This window comes from Pseudomonas sp. KH_017, assembly GCF_057840285.1.
In genome coordinates this window covers 1,791,228-1,813,631 of record NZ_CM174509.1, presented here as the reverse complement: position 1 = coordinate 1,813,631, position 22,404 = coordinate 1,791,228, and the positions used below count along the sequence as shown (strand labels likewise).

18 protein-coding genes, 4 tRNA genes and 2 pseudogenes are annotated in these 22,404 nt (G+C 60.0%); 6 read left to right on the top strand and 18 right to left on the bottom strand.

Annotated features, from left to right (window positions below):
- Positions 1–95: 95 nt before the first annotated feature.
- From AC3IT6_RS08285 to bamJ, 10 genes and pseudogenes are all read right to left on the bottom strand, one after another.
- Positions 96–426: pseudogene (locus tag AC3IT6_RS08285) on the bottom strand (type VI secretion IcmF C-terminal domain-containing protein); the annotation flags it as partial.
- Positions 426–530: pseudogene (locus AC3IT6_RS08280) on the bottom strand (PAAR domain-containing protein); the annotation flags it as partial. The pseudogenes AC3IT6_RS08280 and AC3IT6_RS08285, both read right to left, overlap by 1 nt.
- Positions 527–2,857: a T6SS phospholipase effector Tle1-like catalytic domain-containing protein gene (locus AC3IT6_RS08275; protein ID WP_489354855.1), complete on the bottom strand. Its 2,331-nt coding sequence runs from the start codon at positions 2,855–2,857 to the stop codon at positions 527–529. The pseudogene AC3IT6_RS08280 and the gene AC3IT6_RS08275, both read right to left, overlap by 4 nt.
- Positions 2,845–3,375: a Tli1a family immunity protein gene (gene tli1a, locus AC3IT6_RS08270; RefSeq protein WP_489354854.1), complete on the bottom strand. Its 531-nt coding sequence runs from the start codon at positions 3,373–3,375 to the stop codon at positions 2,845–2,847. The genes AC3IT6_RS08275 and tli1a overlap by 13 nt, the downstream gene beginning before the upstream one ends.
- Positions 3,365–3,655, bottom strand: a complete 291-nt coding sequence (locus AC3IT6_RS08265) for a hypothetical protein (RefSeq protein WP_489354853.1) — start codon at positions 3,653–3,655, stop codon at positions 3,365–3,367. The genes tli1a and AC3IT6_RS08265 overlap by 11 nt, the downstream gene beginning before the upstream one ends.
- Before the next feature lie 388 nt (positions 3,656–4,043).
- Complete coding sequence (locus tag AC3IT6_RS08260) at positions 4,044–4,454, bottom strand: SEL1-like repeat protein (RefSeq protein ID WP_489354852.1); 411 nt, start codon at positions 4,452–4,454, stop codon at positions 4,044–4,046.
- Positions 4,455–4,826 carry a hypothetical protein gene (locus AC3IT6_RS08255; protein WP_007898892.1) on the bottom strand — a complete coding sequence of 124 codons (372 nt, stop codon included), beginning with the start codon at positions 4,824–4,826 and terminating at the stop codon, positions 4,455–4,457.
- Positions 4,823–5,164: a helix-turn-helix domain-containing protein gene (locus AC3IT6_RS08250; RefSeq protein WP_489354851.1), complete on the bottom strand. Its 342-nt coding sequence runs from the start codon at positions 5,162–5,164 to the stop codon at positions 4,823–4,825. Before AC3IT6_RS08250 ends, AC3IT6_RS08255 begins: the two co-directional genes overlap by 4 nt.
- A 114-nt stretch (positions 5,165–5,278) precedes the next feature.
- Complete coding sequence (locus tag AC3IT6_RS08245) at positions 5,279–5,734, bottom strand: YkvA family protein (protein WP_150724568.1); 456 nt, start codon at positions 5,732–5,734, stop codon at positions 5,279–5,281.
- A gap of 292 nt (positions 5,735–6,026) precedes the next feature.
- Positions 6,027–6,743, bottom strand: coding sequence for a BamJ family beta-barrel-assembly machinery protein (gene bamJ, locus AC3IT6_RS08240; protein WP_489354850.1), 717 nt, complete (start codon positions 6,741–6,743; stop codon positions 6,027–6,029).
- A 269-nt stretch (positions 6,744–7,012) separates the two neighbouring features.
- Between bamJ and AC3IT6_RS08235 the strand changes: the two genes are divergently transcribed.
- Positions 7,013–8,815: a di-heme-cytochrome C peroxidase gene (locus AC3IT6_RS08235; protein ID WP_489354849.1), complete on the top strand. Its 1,803-nt coding sequence runs from the start codon at positions 7,013–7,015 to the stop codon at positions 8,813–8,815.
- A gap of 28 nt (positions 8,816–8,843) precedes the next feature.
- Entirely contained in the window at positions 8,844–9,980 is a 1,137-nt protein-coding gene (locus AC3IT6_RS08230; protein ID WP_489354848.1) for a catalase family protein, read from the top strand.
- Between the two features lie 190 nt (positions 9,981–10,170).
- On the opposite strand, the gene AC3IT6_RS08225 is transcribed toward AC3IT6_RS08230, so the two are convergent.
- The 4 genes from AC3IT6_RS08225 to AC3IT6_RS08210 form a co-directional block, all read right to left on the bottom strand.
- Positions 10,171–10,247, bottom strand: a tRNA-Asp gene (locus AC3IT6_RS08225).
- A gap of 19 nt (positions 10,248–10,266) precedes the next feature.
- Positions 10,267–10,342, bottom strand: a tRNA-Val gene (locus AC3IT6_RS08220).
- Positions 10,343–10,540: 198 nt separating this feature from the next.
- Positions 10,541–10,617, bottom strand: a tRNA-Asp gene (locus AC3IT6_RS08215).
- Between the two features lie 19 nt (positions 10,618–10,636).
- Positions 10,637–10,712 (bottom strand) — tRNA-Val (locus tag AC3IT6_RS08210).
- 158 nt (positions 10,713–10,870) lie between these two features.
- Here AC3IT6_RS08210 and rdgC point away from each other — a divergent pair.
- From rdgC to sugE, 3 genes are all read left to right on the top strand, one after another.
- Positions 10,871–11,791: a recombination-associated protein RdgC gene (gene rdgC / locus AC3IT6_RS08205; protein WP_007969735.1), complete on the top strand. Its 921-nt coding sequence runs from the start codon at positions 10,871–10,873 to the stop codon at positions 11,789–11,791.
- Positions 11,792–11,938: 147 nt separating this feature from the next.
- Positions 11,939–12,904, top strand: coding sequence for a bile acid:sodium symporter family protein (locus tag AC3IT6_RS08200; RefSeq protein ID WP_150753361.1), 966 nt, complete (start codon positions 11,939–11,941; stop codon positions 12,902–12,904).
- 144 nt (positions 12,905–13,048) lie between these two features.
- Positions 13,049–13,363, top strand: a complete 315-nt coding sequence (gene sugE / locus AC3IT6_RS08195; protein ID WP_007977599.1) for a quaternary ammonium compound efflux SMR transporter SugE — start codon at positions 13,049–13,051, stop codon at positions 13,361–13,363.
- A gap of 123 nt (positions 13,364–13,486) precedes the next feature.
- Here the strand turns inward: sugE and AC3IT6_RS08190 are convergent, their stop codons facing one another.
- The 3 genes from AC3IT6_RS08190 to AC3IT6_RS08180 all read right to left on the bottom strand — a co-directional run bounded on the left by AC3IT6_RS08190 (position 13,487) and on the right by AC3IT6_RS08180 (position 17,026).
- On the bottom strand, positions 13,487–15,361 hold the full coding sequence (locus AC3IT6_RS08190) for an MFS transporter (protein ID WP_489354847.1): 1,875 nt from the start codon (positions 15,359–15,361) through the stop codon (positions 13,487–13,489).
- 96 nt (positions 15,362–15,457) lie between these two features.
- Positions 15,458–16,609: a TDT family transporter gene (locus tag AC3IT6_RS08185; RefSeq protein ID WP_489354846.1), complete on the bottom strand. Its 1,152-nt coding sequence runs from the start codon at positions 16,607–16,609 to the stop codon at positions 15,458–15,460.
- Between the two features lie 105 nt (positions 16,610–16,714).
- On the bottom strand, positions 16,715–17,026 hold the full coding sequence (locus AC3IT6_RS08180) for a cupin domain-containing protein (protein WP_095945939.1): 312 nt from the start codon (positions 17,024–17,026) through the stop codon (positions 16,715–16,717).
- A 388-nt stretch (positions 17,027–17,414) separates the two neighbouring features.
- Between AC3IT6_RS08180 and AC3IT6_RS08175 the strand changes: the two genes are divergently transcribed.
- Positions 17,415–20,885, top strand: coding sequence for a hybrid sensor histidine kinase/response regulator (locus AC3IT6_RS08175; RefSeq protein WP_489354845.1), 3,471 nt, complete (start codon positions 17,415–17,417; stop codon positions 20,883–20,885).
- 49 nt (positions 20,886–20,934) lie between these two features.
- Here the strand turns inward: AC3IT6_RS08175 and AC3IT6_RS08170 are convergent, their stop codons facing one another.
- A complete protein-coding gene (locus tag AC3IT6_RS08170; RefSeq protein ID WP_489356498.1) occupies positions 20,935–22,299 on the bottom strand; it encodes a DNA recombination protein RmuC in 1,365 nt (454 codons plus the stop codon).
- Positions 22,300–22,404 lie beyond the last annotated feature (105 nt).

Below are 22,404 nucleotides of genomic sequence, written 5' to 3'. Positions count from 1 at the left end.
CCCAGAGCATCGGACTCATTTAAGCAACTGGTGACTAAAATCATCAGACTCAGCTTGCTCCTCCTCTCCAGCGCATTTGGCAGCGCCTTATCGTTTTCCCCCACAAAGATCCATGTCGGCAATTTGAAATTGCGCAACTTGAGCAACGCCATCGGCCCCGCGCCCAGTTCGGTGCGCAGGTTCCAGGTCAGGTCGATGCCGTTCGGCGCCTTGAGCTGTATGCGGTAGTGGCTGTCGCTGTCGGTCAACGGCGTGACCCGGGCTTGTTCCAGCAGGCGAATCAAGCCCCAGGTGCCCTGGAAATCGCCGTACAGGCGCTCGCCGGCGTGGACGCTGGTCCAAGGTCAGGCTGGTGCCCGGGTGGCTGCTGAAGCCTGGCCAGATGAAGCGTTGCCAGCGCTCTCTCTTGTTGAAGTAGTGGTGTTGTCACCCATGCAAGCCACCGGCATGCCGAAGGCTTCGAAGTGACCTTCCAGCACCTCGCCGCCATAAGGGCGCAGCGGATCGCCCCTACGCACCAGGGGCATCATGACACCACCTCCTTCACCCGCTCGACCAGCCCGCCACTGCGGGTCAGATAATCGAGCATCTTCTCCATGCGCAGCGCCTCCTCGGCTTTGACAATGGCCTGCTTTTGCTGCGCCACGACCTGGCCGATGGCCAAGGTCGATTTCAGGATCTGCTCCGCGCCCGGCAGGAAGGGTTCCACTTCGCCCGTGGCGGCGTTGATCACCTGATAACCCACTGATGCCGCGACCACCGTCCCGGCAAAGGCTTTGCCGCCGTAACGACGAATGCTGTACGCCCCGCCCAATACTAGGGCAATGCCCACTACCCGTCCCGCCACCACGACCGGCGTCCAGCGCTTATTGGATTCATCGCCGAAATACACCGCGCGATAACGGAAGTAATCACCAAACATCTCCCGCGAGCTCATGAAATCGTGCAGGAACCAGGCGCGGGAGTCGTGTACCTGATCGTCGAACATGGCGACCACCGCAGCCATTTCCGGTGAATCACTGACTTCAAACGTATTGGCCCAGGGTTCGATGAACAGCTCCTTGGCGCGCAACTCTCCGGCCGCCTTGATCTGCGCGTACTCGCGCTGCTCATCATCCTCGCTGAGCAGATACACCGTGTCCCTCAGCACGCCATCGAATACCAATCCCTGAAAGCTGGTCTGATCGCGGCGCCACTGCTGATAGTCGTGCTCGAACTCGACGGCGGCCTCGCGGATTTGCTGCTGGTCCAGCACTGGTTCGTAAGGCGGTGGGCCGGCAAGGGCGGCCAGATTTTGCGTTTCGACGGGTTGGCCTCGAACGCCCGCGCGGGCCTCTTTGACCGTCTCTGTATCGTTCTGACGCTGGATTTTCTGCTCGGCTTGCAGGGTCGCGTTGGTTTGCACGGCCTGGCCGTAAAAAGGCTGATTGGCATAACTGCCCCGGGCAAAACGCTCGATGCGCCAGCCGGTGAGCCAGGCCAGTTGCGCGGCCATGGTGTCTTCCAGGTTGTGGCCAAGGCGTAGGGGGTCGCTGGTGGTTGGACGCGAGGCAGGGTCTTCGTCGAGGCCCAGGGTGGTGCGCCAGGCGTTGAAGCGGTTGATGAGCTCGGGCGTGATGTCAAACTCTTCTTTCGTATCGAGAGACATGTGTCGCGCTGGCTGAATTTGTTGCAACTCATCCGGCACAACTGCATCAGGTACAGTCAATGGCGCACCCGCGGCGAAGGCCGCTGCGTACAACTCGTGCAGAACAATCTGCGACAACAACTCGCCCGCTCCACCACGAGCCTTACCCTGATCCCCCGGCGGGTAACCACCGCCCACGTCCGAATGCATGCCGGGGTAAACCACTTCAGTGGCATAGGGCAGGTAACGGCCATCGGCATAACGGATCGAATCCAGCGGGAAACACAACCGCTGCTCATGGGCGGCGACGAAGTGCCGGCAGTCCTTGATCCATTCGGGGAAACGCCCGACATCGGGCAGCGCTTGCGTGCCATCGGCCCAGTCCATATGCCCTTCGGCAAAGGGCGCGGCGCGGGCGCTGCCCACCGAGGCCACGGTGTCCAGCAGGCCGAGGAACTCGATGCTCAACGGCAAACCCAGCAGCTTTTGCTCCGGGCGTTCGGCGCCTTGCGGCGTATCGAACAGCTCGCTCAACCAGGTGACGAAAGTACGCGCCTCGGCGGCCCCCCGGGAGAAGCCATAAACGAACAGCTTGATCGCCAGCACCGTGGGTTGCGCCGTCGTGACCTTGGCCCGCAACGGCTCCAGCAGCGAAGCCATGGCCTGGCGGCGGCTGCTTCTGCCCAAGGCAGTCATGGGCCAGGTGGTGGCCATGGCTTTGAGCTTGGCCTGCATCGTGGCCAACGATAAATCATCTTTGGTCAGTGCAACGGACAACGCGTTTGCGATCTGAAGCAATCCCCAATTGATCCGGTCCTCGCCCCGGTTGGCGAACGCCATACCCATGGTACTGAAGTCCCATTCACCAATCTCGGGAAACGGGGTACCCACACCGGGAATGTAATAGCGGAAATAACCGCTTTGCGGTTGAAGAATACTGGCGTGAAACAGCCGCGCGATGTTGGTCGGATGGGGCGGTTTGGCCTTGTGGGTGTCGTAGGGCTCGTTATTGTTGGTGCCATCGAAAAACAGGCTGATGTGCAAGGCGCGCGCGCAGGTGGAGGCGCCACGAAAACCGCGCTGGGCATTCAGTTTTTGACGGTACAACTCCACTTCAGCCGTTTGCCGTTCGTAATTAGCCCTTACCGCTTCAGGGTCGCAGGGTAAACGCCCTGCTTTGGGAAACAGGGCCGGGACATATACGGAATCACGATTCTTTACTTCGGACATACGGCTGGCTCCTTCATATTTATAGGATCGTTAATTGGGTATCCAGGCTGGCCGTAAGCCATACATGCCGTGGTGGCCCTAACCTGATTACAAGGTAGAAAATGAATTTTTAATGAACACAAGTTCTCTGTTTCATAAGGCGGAAGTTCAACAATCGCGGTGTGTTGTTGATACTTGGATTTATGCTTAACCATGAAGGCTCGAAATTCATCGGTTCCCAATGGAGGGGATTTAGCATAAGGATCAGAATCAGTTTCCCACTCCACTTTGAACTTCAAACCCGGCGACCATTGGCTGGGCAACATCACACAACACACTCCCCCCCCGTACCCATTAGGACTGGCATTGCCCCCCCCATAACCATTTACCGAAAAACTATTGATGGCTGCGGACGTATGGTTAACCGCATTCAAATTACCGCCCAAATATTTCTGTGTCCCCGGAGAGCACCCGGCCAGTAACAACAACAAACTACCGACAGCCCACTGCCGCCCAGCCTTCCCTTTCTCATTTCTCATTAAACGCTTCCCTGTTTATTAAGTTGCGCACGAAAAATGCCTGCGGCAGGCAACTTTCGTTCACCACCTTTTCTTGAAACGGGAAACACAGACGTTGCTCATGGGCAGCGACGAAATGCCGGCAGTCCTTGATCCATTCGGGGGAACGTCCGGCATCGGTTAGCGCTTGACTCAAGTGCTCTTCGCCGTGGAGGGCGAGGACGTCGAGATGGGCGTCGAGGTCGCGGACCCAGAGTTTGTGGCGGCTGTGGTCGAAGAAAACGGGTGGAATGGTGCTCAAGTGCGGACCTCCCTGGGCATTCGGGGAGGCTTCATTTCCATCCCCGTTCAAGCGCTCGACAGCTTTCTAGAGGCTGACAAGGGTTGAAATAGGAGGCTTCCGAAATGCGCGTAGGACGCTTCTTTTTCGTGCCGTGTCGCCGTTCTCGGCCAGTGCCATGGCCCTGGCGGACACTGCGTCCTAGCGTCGATGTGCCACATCAACCCATCGACTGATAAGAAGCCGAGTAAAACACCGGGTGGAAAATGGGTGAGCCCATCGCACAGGAAAGCGTGCACGTGATTGATAGCCTGGCGGAGCGGATGTCGTACGGGGGAGCTGTTCGTGGGGCAGCAGTGATTGAACTGAGGCTTTCGCGAGCAGGCTCGCGAAGGCCTTAGACCAACCACTAGTTATCTAAAGGACCGCGAGACGCCAACTCTTTGAGTTTGATCTCGGCCAACGGATGCCCGGCCTTCACGGCGATCTTCCAAAAGCGAGCCGCTTCAAGCGGATCCGGAGCCTTGCTCGCCGTCCCGGCCAGACTGATCACGCCCACTTGATACGCCGCCTTGCCATCGCCCGCCAACGCCGCCAGGCGCAACAAACGCACGCCCTCCTCACGAGCACCGAGGCCGACGCCGCGAAACGTCAGGATGTGCCCATAGAAGCTCTGGGCGCCGACATCGCCCAGGTTGGCCATGCGTGCGAACTGGCCTTCGAGCCAGCGCCAGCCACGTGGCTGACGGACAAACCATGGCCAGTGAAACAATCGGCGCGCGAGCCAGTAACCGGCCCGCGCCTTGAGTTGTAAAAACATTCAGGCCTCGGCCGATTCCGGGTATTCGTACTCGAACACCCGCACCACTTCCGAAGCATGCCAGGACGCGGCGGCAACGCCGTCCGACGGCCCGGAAAAACGCCCGAGACGCTCGACACATTCAAAGAATCCGGTGCGCGGCAAGCGGCTGGCGCCCTGACTGATCACCAGAGAACTGCGCAATGGCTGCTCCGCCCTGGCGTCCAGGGCCGCCAGATGCTCAAGGGCCGCCGTCAGGGTTTGCATGGCCGGAGTCGGCAACTGCAAACGTTCCAGTAATGCCCGATACGTCAACAGATGGCGCTGGCGACGCGCCTGATCCAGTTCGCCCAGCAATCCGTCCCAATGTTGACGACTGATGCGTACGCTCACGATTCATCCCTCCACCCCGGCACCGTCAACTCCCAGGCCAGGCTGCGACGAATCGCGGCGTCGGGCAGACGCTCGCCACTTTCGATCATGGCCAGGTAAGACGGGCTGATGCCTACCGTGCGGGCCAGCACCTCGATGGCGATGCCCTTCCCTTCGCGCAAACTGCGTAGTTGATCCAGACCCGGAAGAATCGCGTCTGGTGTTGCCGCCTGAAGCTTCGTGGCTTGAGGCGACGCTTGCTCTTTAACCCCCGCTGCTTTCAGTAACGCCTGATACTGAGCCCATGGCAGAACCGCATATTCGGGTTCGCCTTCGCGTGTAATTATCTGAATATCCATGACTACCCCGTAGGACAACAACACTTAGCGAGTCGGCACTTTTCCCTAGAAGTGTAATCCTAACAGCGGCCAAGGTCGCGGGGGGCATCAATCTGTGAACAGGTCGAAATCGACTCAGTGTTTTTTCGGGCCTTGAAGTTGCAGTTGCTCGGGGGTATCAGGCAGACGCTCGACCACCGCGAGCTTCTCCGGCACCTGCCGTTTGCGCCAGGCGCGGAAGGCATTGAGCTCGTCATCGAGCACTTTCATCAGCCATGCCAGTACCGCGATGTCATCGAGCATGCCGAACACTGGAATGAAATCCGGGATTGCATCCAACGGACTGAGGAAATACATCAGGCCCGCGACAACCGAAACCAGCGCCTTGGGGCTGATGGCTCGATACTCACCACGCCAGTAGGCCAGGCAGAGTGCCTGCAACAGCTTCAAGTCGTCCTTGAGCTTGCCCAGTCGATAGCCCTGGCTCGCGCCTTTGCTGGCAACCGCGAACAACAGCGTCGGCAATCGGCCACGTGCCAGCAGGCGTCCGGCCAGTGGCAGGAAACGAGCGAAATTCCAGGGTATTTTCATCATTCCTCCCGTTGAAATGTTATCCACACAAATTGTGGATAACCTTGTGAACAGAGCTGCTTTTCATCGCTGTAAGGCCCGTGTTACAAGGCCTGCGTTCAGATCGGGCGTTTTTTACTCATCAAAAAAAACCTATAATTTCATTGACTTGGCGGTCTTGTACGACTACCGCCGACGCTACTATGCCTAAGACTCCGGCCTAGAGCGTCTGTTCGTTTTGTTTACCCGTACCGAACGCCAGATGCAACAACGCCCCGCATAAGCGAGGCGTTGTTATCGAAGCAGACGCTGGTTACTGGGCAGCGGCGTCTTCTTTTGCCGGATCCTTGATGGCCAGCAGTTCCAGGTCGAATACCAGCACCGAGTTGGCCGGAATCGCCGGGCTTGGGCTTTGAGCACCGTAAGCCAGGTCAGCAGGGATGTACAGTTTGTACTTCTCGCCAACGTGCATCAGTTGCAGGCCTTCGACCCAACCCGGGATCACACCGCTGACCGGCAGATCGATCGGGCTGCCGCGCTCGACGGAACTGTCGAATACGGTGCCGTTGGTCAGCTTGCCGGTGTAGTGAACGGTCACAACGTCAGTCGGCTTTGGCTGAGGGCCATCGGCTTTCTGCACGACTTCGTACTGCAAGCCCGAAGCGGTGGTGGTCACGCCGGCTTTCTTGGCGTTATCTTCGAGGAATTTCTTGCCGGCAGCGGCCGACTCTTCGCTCATCTTGGCCATGCGTTCTTCGGCACGCTTTTGCAGTGCGGCGAACGCCTCGACCAATTCTTCGTCTTTGAGCTTCTGCTCTTTCTTGCCGACGGCGTCTTCGATGCCCTGGGCTACAGCTTTGGAATCCAGGTCATCCATGCCTTCCTGAGCCAGGCTCTTGCCCATGTTCAGGCCAATGCCGTAGGAAGCTTTTTGCGCCGGAGTTTTCAGCTCTACGCTGGTCTGCGAATCACAACCCGCGAGTACCAGGCCAACCAGGGCTACCGCCGCCGCCAACCGATGCTGTTTCATGCTATTTCCTTGTTCATGCGCCTAAAGGGCAATCGAGTAAAGCCGCGAGCTTATCAGGCCGCCACGACCAATGGCTACCGGCATGAGAGCCGGAAACAATTGATAAGTTCAGGTGTTTAAACGCATTTCACAATTCGGCTGATGAAGCTTCTTTCATCTTGTTCCGACGCAAGCTCATTCCTGAACCTACAATATCTGGCGTAATGGCCTCTTGCCGCACCTTGGGTGCTCGGGCATAACGGCATGCTAATTCAACAAGGATGTTTATCTTGCGCCTCTTCTTTCGCTTGCTGGTTCTCATCGCAGTACTGCTCGGGCTGGTCATGGCCGTGGTTCTTTACTACGTCGCCAACCCTAAATTGCCGGCCTGGTCGCCTGCACAACAGGTGCATTACCTGGAGCAATGGAGCGCCGCCGATCGCGAGACCTATTACTTCACACCCCAGGGCACTCAGGTCAAAGGCTTGCGCTACGACTGGTTCACCGCCCTCGAACTGCCCTTCTCGCAGCAACGTTTCGCCGCCCCCGAATACCTCGCCCGCTTCGGTTTTCTGGTAGACCCCGGCCAGAAGCCGACACCGAAAAACCCCGGCGACCTCCCGGCAGGCTTTACCCGGCACCAGAATACGGGGAGCCCGGATGTGTTTCTGGATATCACCTGCGCGGCTTGCCACACCGGTGAACTGCGTTTCAAGGGCCAGGCCGTGCGTATCGACGGCGGTTCGGCGCAGCATGTCCTGCCGTCCAGTGTTCCTACACTCAAAGGAGGCAGTTTCGGACAGGCTCTGGTGGCCAGCCTCACCTCCACTTACTACAACCCGTGGAAATTCGAGCGCTTCGCACGCAACGTGCTCGGCCAGGACTACGAGATGCACCACCAACAGTTGCGCAAAGAATTCAAATCTTCAATGGACACGTTCCTCAAGGTGGCCTGGAACGACACCCATCGTGGGCTCTATCCGACCGAGGAAGGCCCGGGGCGCACAGACGCCTTCGGGCGCATCGCCAACGCCAGCTTCGGTGATGCGATTTCCCCCGATAACTACCGTGTGGCCAATGCCCCGGTCGATTATCCGCAGTTGTGGGACATGTGGACGTTCGAATGGGTGCAGTGGAACGGCTCGGCGAAGCAACCGATGGCCCGCAACATCGGCGAGGCGCTGGGTGTCGGTGCCACGCTGAACTTCTTCGACAAGAACGGCCAGCCGCTGATGGGCGATGCCCGCTATCCCTCCAGTGTCCGCGTGCGCGACCTGCACCTGATCGAAGAAACCCTGCAACGGCTCTCACCTCCGGCCTGGCCGGAAGATCTGTTGGGCGCGGTCGACAAACCCCTGGCAGCCAAGGGCCGCGCCCTGTTCGCCGAAAACTGCGCAGGTTGTCATGTACCGCGCACCAGCCAGGGCGAGGGACGATACGTCCAGCACCTGAAAATGCTTCCAGTGGATTACATCGGCACAGACCCCGGCGCGGCCAACAACATCGCCGACCACCGCTTCGACCTGACCGCGCTGCAATGGAAGCAGGCGGAACTGGAAAAACTCGATGTCGAGCCAAAACCCGACGAACCGCTGGACCTGAGCAAGATGTCTGTGGCCAAGGGGCTGGCCTATGTCACGGCATTTGTCCGGGACCGCGCGTATCAAGACGCCAATGTCACCCCTGCCGAGCGTCCTGCAATGGACGGTTTCGGCCTGCCGATCGGTGTGCGCGAATTGCGTTCGTACAAGGCCAGGCCATTGGCGGGTGTATGGGCGACAGCGCCGTTTCTGCACAACGGCTCGGTACCGAGCATTTATCAATTGCTGTCGCCTCAGGATGAGCGTGCGACCACGTTCTATAAAGGCACTTTCGAATACGACCCGGGACACCTGGGTTACCGCACCGAAGCCTTTGCCAACGGTTTCCTGTTCGACACGCGAATCACCGGCAACCACAACAGTGGTCATGAATTCCGTGCCGGCAATCTCGGCAATGGCGTGATCGGCCGCGGGTTGCAGCCGCAAGAACGCTGGGCACTGCTGGAATATCTGAAAGTGCTGGGCGGCCCGCTGGAAGCGCAATTGCCATGATCACAACCGCAGTTAAAAGGACGTTCCCATGCTGATAACTCTCTGGCTGCGCCTGGGCGCCTTCCTCGCCAGGCTGTTGCTGTGGTTGCTGGGTCTCGGCGTGCTGGGCTGGGCCCTGGCCAGCGCCTGGTTTGCCTGGCAGCATCGCGGGCCGGTCTCGGCGCAGGAGATGATTGCGGACGACGAAGCCGCGATGACCCGGGACATCATTCAGACCGCCGTGCGCATCGTCGATCAGCACCGCGAAAGCACCCGCTACCTGCGGGACGCCCATGCCAAGGCCCACGGCTGTGTGAAGGCCGAAATTCAAGTGCTGCCGGACCTGCCAGGCGAACTGCGCCAGGGCGTGTTCAGCGAGCCGGGCAAAACCTGGCAAGCGACGATGCGCCTGTCCAACGGCAATGCCTACCCGCAGTTCGACAGCATCCGCGACGCCCGGGGCATGGCGATCAAACTGTTCGATGTGCCGGGCAAGCAACTGTTGAGCGACCGGCAGGGGCGAAGCGAACAGGACTTTGTGATGTTCAGCCACCCGAACTTCTTTGTCAGTAATGTCGCCGAATACCGTCAGAACGTCGCCGCCCAGGCCGACGGTAAAAAGATGATGGCCTTCTTCCCCGATCGGGATCCACGCACCTGGCAGGTTCGCCACCTGTTCATTGCCCTGGCGACACTGGCCCCTGCCCCGTCGAGCCCGACCCAGACCACGTACTTTTCGGTTTCACCCTACAAATTCGGTGAAGCCAATGCGAAGTTTCGGGTCATGCCCGATCCGGATAACTGCCCGGCCTACAACCTGCCGGAACAGAATCGCAAGTTGCCGAACTTTCTGCGCAATGCGCTGCACCAACAGCTGTCGACCGACCGGATGCCGGCGTGTTTCGCCTTGCAAATCCAGCGACAGGACGCCAACAAGTACATGCCGATTGAAGACACCAGTATTGAGTGGAGCGAGGGCGATGCGCCCTTCGAGACGGTGGCTCGGATCAAGGTGCCGGCGCAGGACTTCGATACACCGGCGCTGAACCTGCAATGCGACAACCAGTCGTTCAATCCCTGGTTCGGCGTCGAGGCGCACCGTCCGATTGGCGGGATCAATCGCCTGCGCAAAGCCGTGTATGAAGCCGTCAGCGACTACCGACACAGGCGCAATGCCGGACTGTAGGAGCGAGCTTGCTCGCGAAGAAGCCATGGGCGCCGCTGGGTATCTGAATTTACGCGTTATCGTTCACGACCTTCGCGAGCTGGCTCGCTCCTACAGAGAGCGAGGAAAGCCAAATCCCGGACAGCAAAAAGCCCGCACAAGGCGGGCTTTCTGTGGTGACCTGGCGTTCAGTGTTCCAGGTTACCGAATATGGCGCAGCGGACGGGACTCGAACCCGCGACCCCCGGCGTGACAGGCCGGTATTCTAACCGACTGAACTACCGCTGCGCGTAGCGTTGAAAGTAAGTGGTGGGTGATGACGGGATCGAACCGCCGACATTCTGCTTGTAAGGCAGACGCTCTCCCAGCTGAGCTAATCACCCTTTACCTTCGTTGCGAGGCACATTATGCCACAGGTTTTTATAAAGTGTTGATTTATTTGAAGTTTTTTCAAAAAAATCTAAAAACCGGTGAAACGATGCAACCCACAGGAACAACAGTGAAACTTGAGGCAGAAAAAAACCCGCCTAAGCGGGCTTTTCCGTGGTGACCTGGCGTTCAGTGTTCCAGGTTACCGAATATGGCGCAGCGGACGGGACTCGAACCCGCGACCCCCGGCGTGACAGGCCGGTATTCTAACCGACTGAACTACCGCTGCGCGTAACACTGAAAACGAATGGTGGGTGATGACGGGATCGAACCGCCGACATTCTGCTTGTAAGGCAGACGCTCTCCCAGCTGAGCTAATCACCCTTCGCTTCGGTGTGGCGCGCATTCTACGGAGCGACCCAATCTCTGGCAAGCACTTTTTAAAATAATTTTCTCAGCCCTTCCAAAGGCTTAGAGAAAGGTTGGCCTATGGCACGGCGAAGACAATAATGCCCCCTTTGTATAAAGGAGAGACTCACCCCATGTGGTTCAAAAACCTGCTTATCTATCGCCTGACCCAAGATCTGCCTGTTGATGCCGAGGCGTTGGAAACTGCACTGGCCACCAAACTGGCGCGCCCATGTGCAAGCCAGGAGTTGACCACCTACGGTTTCGTCGCGCCGTTCGGCAAAGGCGAAGATGCGCCACTGGTACACGTCAGCGGTGACTTCCTGCTGGTGTCCGCGCGCAAGGAAGAACGTATTTTGCCGGGCAGCGTCGTGCGTGACGCGGTCAAGGAAAAGGTCGAAGAGATCGAAGCCGAGCAAATGCGCAAGGTCTATAAGAAGGAACGCGATCAGATCAAGGATGAAATCATCCAGGCCTTCCTGCCTCGCGCCTTTATCCGCCGCTCGTCGACCTTCGCCGCCATCGCGCCGAAACAGGGCCTGATTCTGGTCAACTCGGCCAGCCCGAAACGCGCCGAAGACTTGCTATCCACCCTGCGCGAAGTGATCGGCACCCTGCCGGTGCGCCCACTGACCGTGAAGATGTCCCCGACCGCGACCATGACCGAGTGGGTCACCACCCAAAAAGCCGCGGACGACTTCTTTGTGCTGGACGAGTGCGAACTGCGCGACACCCACGAAGACGGCGGTATCGTGCGTTGCAAGCGCCAGGACCTGACCAGCGAAGAAATCCAGTTGCACCTGAGCACCGGCAAAGTGGTCACTCAGCTGTCCCTGGCCTGGCAGGACAAACTGTCGTTCGTCCTCGACGACAAAATGGTGGTCAAGCGCCTGAAGTTCGAAGACCTGCTGCAAGACCAGGCGGAACAGGACGGCGGCGACGAAGCCCTGGGCCAACTGGACGCCAGCTTCACCCTGATGATGCTGACCTTCGGCGACTTCCTGCCGGCACTGGTTGAAGCGCTGGGTGGCGAAGAGACTCCGCAGGGGATCTAAAAGCTTGTGATCTCAAACTGTGGGAGCGGGCTTGCTCGCGAAGGCGGAGTGTCAGTCGACATAGATACTGACTGATACTCCGCCTTCGCGAGCAAGCCCGCTCCCACATTTGGTTTTGTGGTGCTACTTAATAAAAAGGATCAGGCCATGCGTGCACTGGCTGCATTGAGTCGTTTTGTCGGCAACACCTTCGCTTACTGGGTATTGATTTTCGCTGTCGTGGCGTTTCTGCAGCCGGCATGGTTCCTCGGCCTCAAAGGCGCCATCGTGCCCTTGCTGGGGCTGGTGATGTTCGGCATGGGCCTGACCCTCAAACTCGAAGACTTCGCCGAAGTCGCTCGCCATCCATGGCGCGTGGCCCTGGGCGTGGTTGCACATTTCGTGATCATGCCCGGCGTGGCGTGGTTGCTCTGCCAGGTGTTCCACTTGCCGCCGGAAATCGCCGTCGGCGTGATTCTGGTCGGCTGCTGCCCAAGCGGCACCTCGTCGAACGTGATGACCTGGCTGGCCCGTGGCGACCTGGCGCTGTCGGTGGCCATCGCCGCCGTCACCACCCTCCTCGCCCCGCTGCTGACGCCAGCGCTGATCTGGCTGCTGGCCTCGGCCTGGTTGCCGGTATCGTTCATGGAGTTGTTCTGGTCGATCCTGCAAGTGGTGCTGTTGCCGATCGTGCTGGGCGTGGTTGCCCAACGGGTGCTCGGCGACAAGGTTCGCCACGCCGTGGACGTATTGCCGCTGGTGTCGGTGGTCAGCATCGTGATCATCGTCACCGCAGTGGTGGCCGCCAGCCAGGCGAAGATTGCCGAGTCCGGCCTGTTGATCATGGCCGTGGTCATGCTGCACAACAGCTTTGGCTACCTGCTGGGATACTTCACCGGGCGCCTGTTCAAGCTGCCTCTGGCCCAGCGCAAGTCCCTGGCCCTGGAAGTCGGCATGCAGAACTCCGGGTTGGGCGCCGCGTTGGCGAGTGCACACTTCTCGCCGCTGGCGGCAGTGCCAAGTGCATTGTTCAGCGTCTGGCACAACATTTCCGGGGCATTGCTCTCCACGTATTTCCGCCGCATGAGCGAGAAACAGGATCGGGAAATGGCGGCGCAACAGGTCAGTGACTGACTCGCGATCTTGATCCTCGATCTTGATCTGAAAACTTGATCCCCGGGTTAATGCTGGGCACTATATTGCCCAACGCGAGGACGACCTCGCGGCTCGATCGAGTCATTAATCAGGGGACGACCCCGTCAGACGATGGAGGTCTTCATGTCCTGGATCATTCTGTTTTTCGCCGGCCTGTTCGAAGTCGGCTGGGCCGTCGGCCTCAAGTACACCGACGGCTTCACCCGCCCGCTCCCCACTGTATTGACCGTTGCGGCCATGGCTATCAGCCTTGGCTTGCTCGGCCTTGCAATGAAGGAATTGCCGCTGGGTACAGCCTATGCAATCTGGACCGGTGTCGGCGCCGTTGGCACGGTGATCGCCGGGATCATTCTGTTTGGCGAATCCATGGCGCTGGTGCGGTTGGCGAGTGTGGCGTTGATCATTTCCGGGTTGGTTGGCCTGAAGGTCAGCGCTTAAGCCACCACCGCTTTCGCGAGCAAGCCCGCTCCCACAGTGTTTTGTGTTGGGTACATTTCTTGTGTACACCCAAGATTCCTGTGGGAACGGGCTTGCTCGCGAAGAGGCCAGCACAGCCACCGGCTATCTGACAGCCCCACGTAACTCTCCCACCAACACCTGCAACTTCGCCGGCTCCGCCACTTCAACCGCCACCGCCGGCCCTGCCACCAATGTCACCCGCGACCACAGGCGGTGAAACAGTCCCTTGCCCGGATCGCGGCTGAAGAAACTCCCCCACAACCCCTGCAAGGCCAGCGGAATCACCGGCACCGGCGTCTCTTCGAGAATCCGCGTCAACCCACCCTTGAACTCATTGATCTCGCCATCGGCGGTCAATTTACCCTCGGGGAAGATGCACACCAATTCACCGTCCTTCAGATACCGGGCAATGCGCGTGAAGGCCTTTTCGTAGATCTGGATGTTTTCCTGGCGCCCCGCAATCGGAATCGTCCCCGCGGTACGAAAGATGAAGTTCAGCACCGGCAGGTTGTAGATCTTGTAGTACATGACAAAGCGAATCGGCCGACGTACCGCGCCGCCAATCAGCAAGGCGTCGACGAACGACACGTGGTTGCACACCAGCAACGCCGCGCCTTCATCGGGGATCAGATCCAGATTGCGATGCTCGACGCGGTACATGGAATGGCTGAGCAGCCAGATCATGAAACGCATGGTGAACTCGGGGACGATCCTGAAGATGTAGGCGTTGACGCCGATGTTCAGCAACGACACCACCAGGAACAGCTGCGGGATCGACAGCTCGGCCACACTCAGCAAGACGATCGAGACAATCGCTGACACCACCATGAACAACGCATTGAGGATGTTATTGGCGGCAATCACCCGCGCCCGTTCGTTCTCCGCGGTACGTGACTGGATCAGCGCGTACAGCGGCACGATGTAGAAACCGCCGAAGACGCCCAGGCCGAGGATGTCGAGCAGCACCAGCCAGGCGTGGCCGAAACCGAGGATCTCGATCCAGCCATGGCCGGTGGCGCTGTCCGGTATTGAGCCGGAATGCCACCACAGCAGCAGACCGAAAACGGTCAGGCCGAACGATCCGAACGGCACCAGGCCAATCTCGACTTTGCGCCCCGAGAGCTTCTCGCACAGCAGCGAACCCAATGCGATGCCGACCGAGAACACCGTCAGAATCAGCGTCACCACGGTTTCGTCGCCGTGCATCCATTCCTTGGCATAGGCCGGGATCTGCGTCAGGTAAATCGCCCCGACAAACCAGAACCACGAGTTGCCGACAATCGAACGTGACACCGCCGGCGTTTGCCCCAGGCCCAGTTTCAACGTGGCCCAGGACTGGCTGAAAATGTTCCAGTTCAGGCGCATTTGCGGCGTGGCGGCCGCAGCCCGGGGAATGCTGCGACTGGCCAGGTAACCGAGCACGGCAGTGCCGATGATCGCCATGGACACCACCGGCGCGTAATGCGCCGAAGACATCATGACCCCGGCGCCAATAGTGCCGGCAAGGATCGCCAGGAAGGTGCCCATTTCCACCAGGCCGTTGCCGCCGACCAGCTCATCTTCATGCAGGGCTTGCGGCAGGATCGAGTACTTCACCGGCCCGAACAGCGCCGAGTGGGTGCCCATGGCGAACAGCGCCACCAGCATCAACGACAGGTGATCGAACATGAAGCCGACGGCGCCGACCGCCATGATGGCGATTTCCCCAAGCTTGATCAGGCGGATCAATGCGTCCTTGGCGAACTTTTCCCCGAATTGTCCGGCCAGGGCCGAGAACAGGAAAAACGGCAGGATAAACAACAGCGCACACAGGTTGACCCAAATCGAGCGGTCACCTTCGATGCTCAGCTTGTACAAAATGGCGAGGATCAACGACTGTTTGAACACGTTGTCGTTGAACGCCCCGAGGGACTGGGTGATGAAGAACGGCAGGAAGCGCCGGGTGCGCAGCAAGGTGAACTGTGAGGGGTGACTCATCTTCCATGTGTCCCTGATGTTAGGTAGCGAGTGGCCTGGATTCTTATTGGATTATCAAAAGTCGATCCAGGCCACACCTTACCTAATCTTTGCCGGTTATTTCTTCAATCCGGCAATGCACGGTGAGACAAACAGCTCACCGCGCCAGGCGCCCAGCACCGTGCGCTTGCCGACGATCAGCCACATCACCGCCAGCAATGCCACCAGCACGCAGCCAAACACACTGAAGAACATCAGGTTCAAGGTACTGGCCAGCTTCAACGTCGCCAGAGAATAGACGCCCAGCGGGAAAGTGAAGCCCCACCAGCCGAGATTGAAGGGAATGCCGGCACGCAGGTAGCGCACAGTGATCAGCAACGCCATCAGCATCCACCACAGGCCGAAGCCCCACAGGGTGATGCCGGCCACCAGACCCAATCCAGCGGCAATCTCACCGACTCCCTGCATACCGTTGGCCGCGAAAATCAGTGGTGCATCGCCGCCCAGTACCAGCATGCCCAGCGCACCGGTGCCGATCGGGCCAAGGGCCAGCCAGCTCGAGGCGGCCATGTTTTCGTGGGGCAGTTTATGCAGGGCCATGCGCAGCAACAGAATGGTCAGGATGCTGAAGGCCACTGGCAGGGAAAATGCCCAGAGCACGTAGCTGGTCACCAGCACCACCAGTTGCGAATGAGCGTCGGCCAAATGCGGCGCCAACAAGCCCCCGCTGGCGGCCGCCACTTCTGCCGCGACCACCGGCAACAGCCAGACCGCTGTCATCTGGTCGATGCTGTGCTCCTGACGGGTGAACATCATGTAGGGAATCAGCACGCCGCAGGCCAGCGACATGGCCACATCCAGCCACCACAGCACCTCGGCAACGTGAATCACACCGTCGCCCCAGCGCGGCAGGCCAAACACCAGGAAGCCGTTGATGATGGTCGCCAGGCCCATGGGAATGGTGCCGAAAAACATCGAAACTGTGGAGTGGCCGAAAATCCGCCGCGCCTCGTCGAAAAACAGCACCCAACGCGCCGTGTATAACGCGGTAAACAGCAGGAACAGAGCGATATTGAACAGCCAGAGGGCTTCGGCAAAGGCGTGCAAGGCAGGCATGGCAACCGGCAATTGCGCCAGTGCCAACGCCAGCACGCCGGTGCCCATGGTGGCCGCGAACCAGTTGGGGGTGAACTGGCGGATCACCTCGCGGGGATGCTGCAAGTGACTGAAAGGTTTGATTCCGGGCTTGATGCTATTGGCGCATGTCATGGCGAACTCCTGTCCTCTCGTGAGGTAGAGCCCATGTTAGATCCGAATAGAATATCTATATAACGGGTAATATCTCTATATCTTATCTATATTACTTATATAGCGTCAGACACTCCCTTCCGATTCGATCACCAATATCCGGGCCGGTCCTAGCGGATGCGCCACATGCTCAGTGCCAACCGAGGCATGAAAAATGTCACCAACCTCCAGCAAGGCTTCCCGCTCCACCCCCTCTTCGCGATAACGCATCTGCACCTGGCCATCGAGCACCACGAACACTTCCTCGCCATCGTTGACATGCCACTTGTAGGGCTGATCGGTCCAGTGCAGCCGCGTGGTGATGCCGTTCATGCTGGCGATGTCCAGCGCGGCCCAGGCACGCTCGCCAGTGAACGATTTGCTGCGGATTATCTTCATGGTCCGATCCTTCGAGTGAACTGAGTGGGTGCCAAGGCTAACTCAATTTTACCGGTTGGCCTCGCAGACCCTGGCCGAACGTGATCGCAGTAGACTCGCCATTGCGCTGAGAGCCAGCACAATCAGAGCTGCGCCATGAGGTTGCATTGAATCAGTGAAGCCCCCAGCGCGAGCAAGCCCGCTCCCACAGGGATTGTGGACGGCAGGCAAATTGTGGGAGCGAGCCTGCTCCGGGCGGCGTTCCGACGATGAGGCCAGTCCAGACACTGAAAAGCTACCTGCGACACCCCACCACGCCACGACCTTGGTCGACACTGACTAACGCTGGCGGTCGTGCGAGACTGTCTGTCCGGGCGGGAGGCCCGGATGTCTTTTGTCTGGAGTCCCCATGTCGCTGTCCACCGGGCTGATTGCCGTCGTCGCCCTGGCCTATATGGCCATCCTGTTCGCCATCGCCTTCTATGGCGACCGTCGCAGCGCGCCCTTGCCGCCGCGTGTGCGCGCCTGGGTGTACAGCCTGTCGCTGGCAGTCTATTGCACCAGCTGGACGTTCTTCGGTGCCGTGGGCCAGGCCGCCGAACAGCTCTGGTCGTTCCTGCCGATCTACCTCGGGCCGATCCTGTTGCTGGTCGGCGCGCCGTGGGTCCTGCAAAAAATGGTGATGATCAGCAAACAGGAAAACATCACCTCGATCGCCGACTTCATCGCCGCGCGCTATGGCAAATCCCAGTCGCTGGCGGTGGTGGTGGCGCTGATTTGCCTGGTCGGTGTATTGCCCTACATCGCGCTGCAACTCAAAGGCATTGTGCTCGGCGTGAACCTGCTGATCGGCGCCGGTGCCGACGCCATGGGTACCCGTGCCCAGGACACCGCACTGATTGTGTCGCTGGTACTGGCGCTGTTCACCATCGTCTTCGGTACCCGCAACCTCGACGCCACCGAGCACCACCGTGGCATGGTGCTGGCCATCGCCTTCGAATCATTGGTGAAGCTGTTCGCGTTTCTCGCCGTCGGCGCCTTCGTGACCTACGGCCTGTACGACGGTTTCGACGACCTGTTCGACCAGGCCATGCTGGCGCCGCGCCTCGAACAGTACTGGAAGGAAACCATCAACTGGCCGTCGATGGTGGTGCAGACCGGTGTGGCGATGATGGCGATCATTTGCTTGCCGCGGCAGTTCCACGTGACCGTCGTCGAGAATATCGACCCCCAGGATCTGCGCCTGGCCAAGTGGGTATTCCCGGCCTACCTCGCCCTCGCCGCATTGTTTGTCGTGCCGATCGCCCTGGCCGGCCAGATGATGCTGCCCAGTTCGGTGTTGCCGGACTCGTTCGTCATCAGCCTGCCCCTGGCCCAGTCGCATCCGGCGTTGGCCCTGTTGGCGTTTATCGGTGGCGCATCGGCGGCCACCGGCATGGTGATCGTGGCCAGCGTGGCGCTGTCGACCATGGTTTCCAACGACATGCTGCTGCCGTGGCTGCTGCGTCGCAACAATGCCGAGCGCCCGTTCGAAGTGTTCCGCCAGTGGATGCTGTCGGTGCGCCGCGTCAGTATCGTAGTCATTCTGCTGCTGGCCTACGTCAGTTATCGCCTGCTGGGCTCGACCGCCAGCCTGGCGACCATTGGCCAGATCGCCTTCGCCGCCGTGACCCAGCTGGCCCCCGCCATGCTCGGTGCGCTGTACTGGAAACAGGCCAACCGCCGCGGTGTTTTCGCTGGCCTCGCCGCGGGCACGTTCCTGTGGTTCTACACCTTGATCCTGCCGATTGCCGCCCTCAGCCTCGGCCTGTCCTTGAGCACATTCCCGGGACTGGCCTGGCTGCACAGCAATCCACTGAACCTGCCGATCACCCCGCTGACCCAGGGCGTGGTGCTGTCGCTGGCAGGCAACTTCACGCTGTTCGCCTGGGTCTCGGTGCTGTCCCGCACCCGGGTTTCCGAGCACTGGCAGGCGGGCCGCTTCATCGGCCAGGAAATCAGTGCCCGCCCCAGCGCACGCTCGATGCTTTCAGTGCAGATCAACGACCTGCTGCAACTGGCGGCGCGCTTCGTCGGCGAAGAACGCGCCCGTCAAAGCTTCATCCGCTTTGCCTATCGTCAGGGCAAAGGCTTCAACCCGAACCAGAACGCCGACAGTGAATGGATCGCCCATACCGAACGCTTGCTGGCCGGTGTGCTCGGTGCCTCTTCGACCCGCGCGGTGGTAAAAGCCGCCATTGAAGGCCGGGAGATGCAACTGGAAGACGTCGTGCGCATCGCCGACGAAGCCTCGGAAGTGCTGCAGTTCAACCGTGCCTTGCTGCAAGGCGCCATCGAGAACATCACCCAGGGCATCAGCGTGGTCGACCAGTCGTTGAAGCTGGTGGCCTGGAACCGTCGATACCTGGAGCTGTTCAACTACCCGGACGGCTTGATCAGCGTCGGCCGGCCCATCGCCGACATCATTCGCCACAATGCCGAGCGCGGCCTGTGCGGCCCCGGCGAAGCCGAAGTGCACGTCGCACGTCGCCTGCACTGGATGCGTCAGGGCCGCGCGCACACCTCCGAGCGCCTGTTCCCCAACGGCCGGGTGATCGAGCTGATCGGCAACCCGATGCCGGGCGGCGGCTTCGTCATGAGTTTCACCGACATCACCGCGTTCCGCGAAGCCGAGCAGGCGCTGACCGAAGCCAACGAAGGCCTGGAGCAACGGGTCACCGAACGGACCCACGAACTGTCGCAGCTCAACCTTGCCCTGACCGAAGCCAAGGGCACCGCCGAGGCGGCCAACCAGTCCAAGACCCGTTTCCTCGCGGCTGTCAGCCATGACTTGATGCAACCTTTGAATGCGGCGCGGCTGTTCTCTGCCGCCCTCTCCCATCAGGACGACGGGTTGTCCGGCGAAGCACAGAAACTGGTCGGGCACCTGGACAGCTCGCTGCGCTCGGCCGAGGACTTGATCAGCGACCTGCTGGACATTTCCCGCCTGGAGAACGGCAAGATCAACCCGAATCGCCAGCCATTCGCGATCAACGAACTGTTCGACACCCTCGGTACCGAGTTCAAGGTGCTGGCGCGAGAACAAAAACTGGAGTTCCGCGTTCGCGGCAGCGCGTTGCGTGTCGACAGCGACATCAAATTGCTGCGACGGATTTTGCAGAATTTCCTGACCAACGCTTTCCGCTATGGCAAAGGGCCGGTGCTGCTGGGGGTTCGCCGGCACAAGGAAGTATTGAGCCTGGAAGTCTGGGACCGTGGGCCGGGTATTCCGGAAGATAAACGACAAGTGATTTTCGAAGAGTTCAAGCGCCTCGACAGCCACCAGACACGGGCCGAAAAAGGCCTCGGCCTGGGGCTGGCGATTGCCGACGGGCTATGTCGCGTGCTCGGTCATACCTTGCGCGTACGCTCCTGGCCGGGACGCGGTAGCGTGTTCAGCGTCAGCGTACCGCTGGCCCGGGCGCAAACCGCAGCGCCGGTCAAGGTCGCCGAGCTCAATGGCAAATTGCTCAATGGTGCGCAGGTGCTGTGTATCGACAACGAGGACAGCATCCTGATCGGCATGAACAGCCTGCTCAGCCGCTGGGGTTGCCAGGTGTGGACCGCGCGCAATCGCGAGGAATGTGCCGCGTTGCTTGGCGAAGGCATGCGCCCGCAATTGGCGCTGGTGGATTACCACCTCGATCATGGCGAGACCGGAACCGATTTGATGGCCTGGTTGCGCACGCAGATGGGCGAGCCGGTTCCGGGGGTGGTGATCAGCGCCGATGGTCGGCCGGAGACGGTCGACCTGGTGCATGCCGCAGGGCTGGATTACCTGGCCAAACCGGTGAAACCGGCGGCGTTGCGGGCGTTGTTGAGCCGGTACATACCGTTATAGCGAGGATCAACACAGCCTCCTGTGGCGAGGGGGCCACGCTCGCCCGGGGCTACTCCGGCAACTCGACCAGCCCATCGACATCAGTCATCGCCCGCTCCAGCAAGTCCGCCGGGAGGCTCTTGCTCGCCCGCGCGCCCAGCAGCTTGAGTTGCTCACTGCGACTGACCAGGTTGCCACGCCCCTCTGTCAGCTTGTTGCGTGCCGAACTGTAGGCCTTGTCCAGCTGCTGCAGGCGATTGCCGACTTCGTCCAGATCCTGAATGAACAGCACGAACTTGTCGTACAGCCACCCGGCCCGCTCGGCGATTTCCCGGGCATTCTGGCTCTGGCGCTCCTGCTTCCACAGGCTGTCGATGACACGCAGGGTCGCCAGCAACGTGGTGGGGCTGACGATCACGATGTTGCGATCGAATGCCTCCTGGAACAGCGTCGGCTCAGCCTGCAGCGCGGCCGAAAAAGCCGCCTCGATTGGCACGAAGAGCAACACGAAATCGAGGCTGTGCAGGCCATCGAGGCGCTTGTAATCCTTGCCGGCCAAGCCTTTGATGTGATTGCGCAACGACAGCACGTGCTGCTTGATGGCGATCTGGCCGATAGCCTCGTCCTCTGCCGCGACGTATTGCTGATAGGCCGTCAGGCTGACCTTGGAGTCGACCACCACCTGCTTGTCGCCCGGCAGATAAATAATCACGTCCGGCTGGAAGCGCTCGCCGTCCGGTCCCTTGAGATTGACCTGAGTCTGGTACTCGCGGCCCTTCTCCAGCCCCGCATGCTCGAGCACTCGCTCAAGAATCAGTTCGCCCCAATTGCCCTGGGTCTTCTGCCCTTTCAAGGCGCGGGTCAGGTTGGTGGCTTCATCGCTCAAGCGCAAATTCAGCTGTTGCAGGCGCTCCAGCTCCTTGGCCAGGGAGAAACGTTCACGGGCCTCGTTCTGATAGCTTTCCTCGACACGTTTTTCGAAAGACTGGATGCGCTCCTTCAGTGGATCGAGCAACTGCCCCAGGCGCTGCTGGCTGGTTTCGGCAAAACGCTGCTCGCGCTCATCGAAAATTTTCCCCGCCAGTTCGGCAAACTGCGCGCGCAACTCGTCCCGCGAACCTTGCAGGTCGTTGAGGCGTTGCTGATGACTGTCCTGTTGCTCGCGCAATTCGGCGTTGAGCGACGCGGCCTGGGCATCCAGGCGGCGCAACTCGGCTTCTTTGCCGGCTCGTTCGATATTCCATGCATGGGCGGCGTCCCGGGCGTCGTCGCGCTCAATCTGCAGCAGTTCGACTTCACGACGCAGCGCAGCCAGATCAGCCTGTTTGGCGGCGTTGGCCTGGGTCAGGTCAGCCGCTTCATCGCGGCTGGATTCGAGCTGGGCATTCAATCCGTCCTGCACCAGTTGCGCCATGGCCAGGCGTTCTTGCAGCAGCGCGACATCGGCTTGCGTGGTGCTGGCCCGACGCTGAAGTTGCCAGGCCAATACCAGCAACGGCAACGCTGCCCCTGCCAGCCCCAGCAATACGCTGGTCAAGTC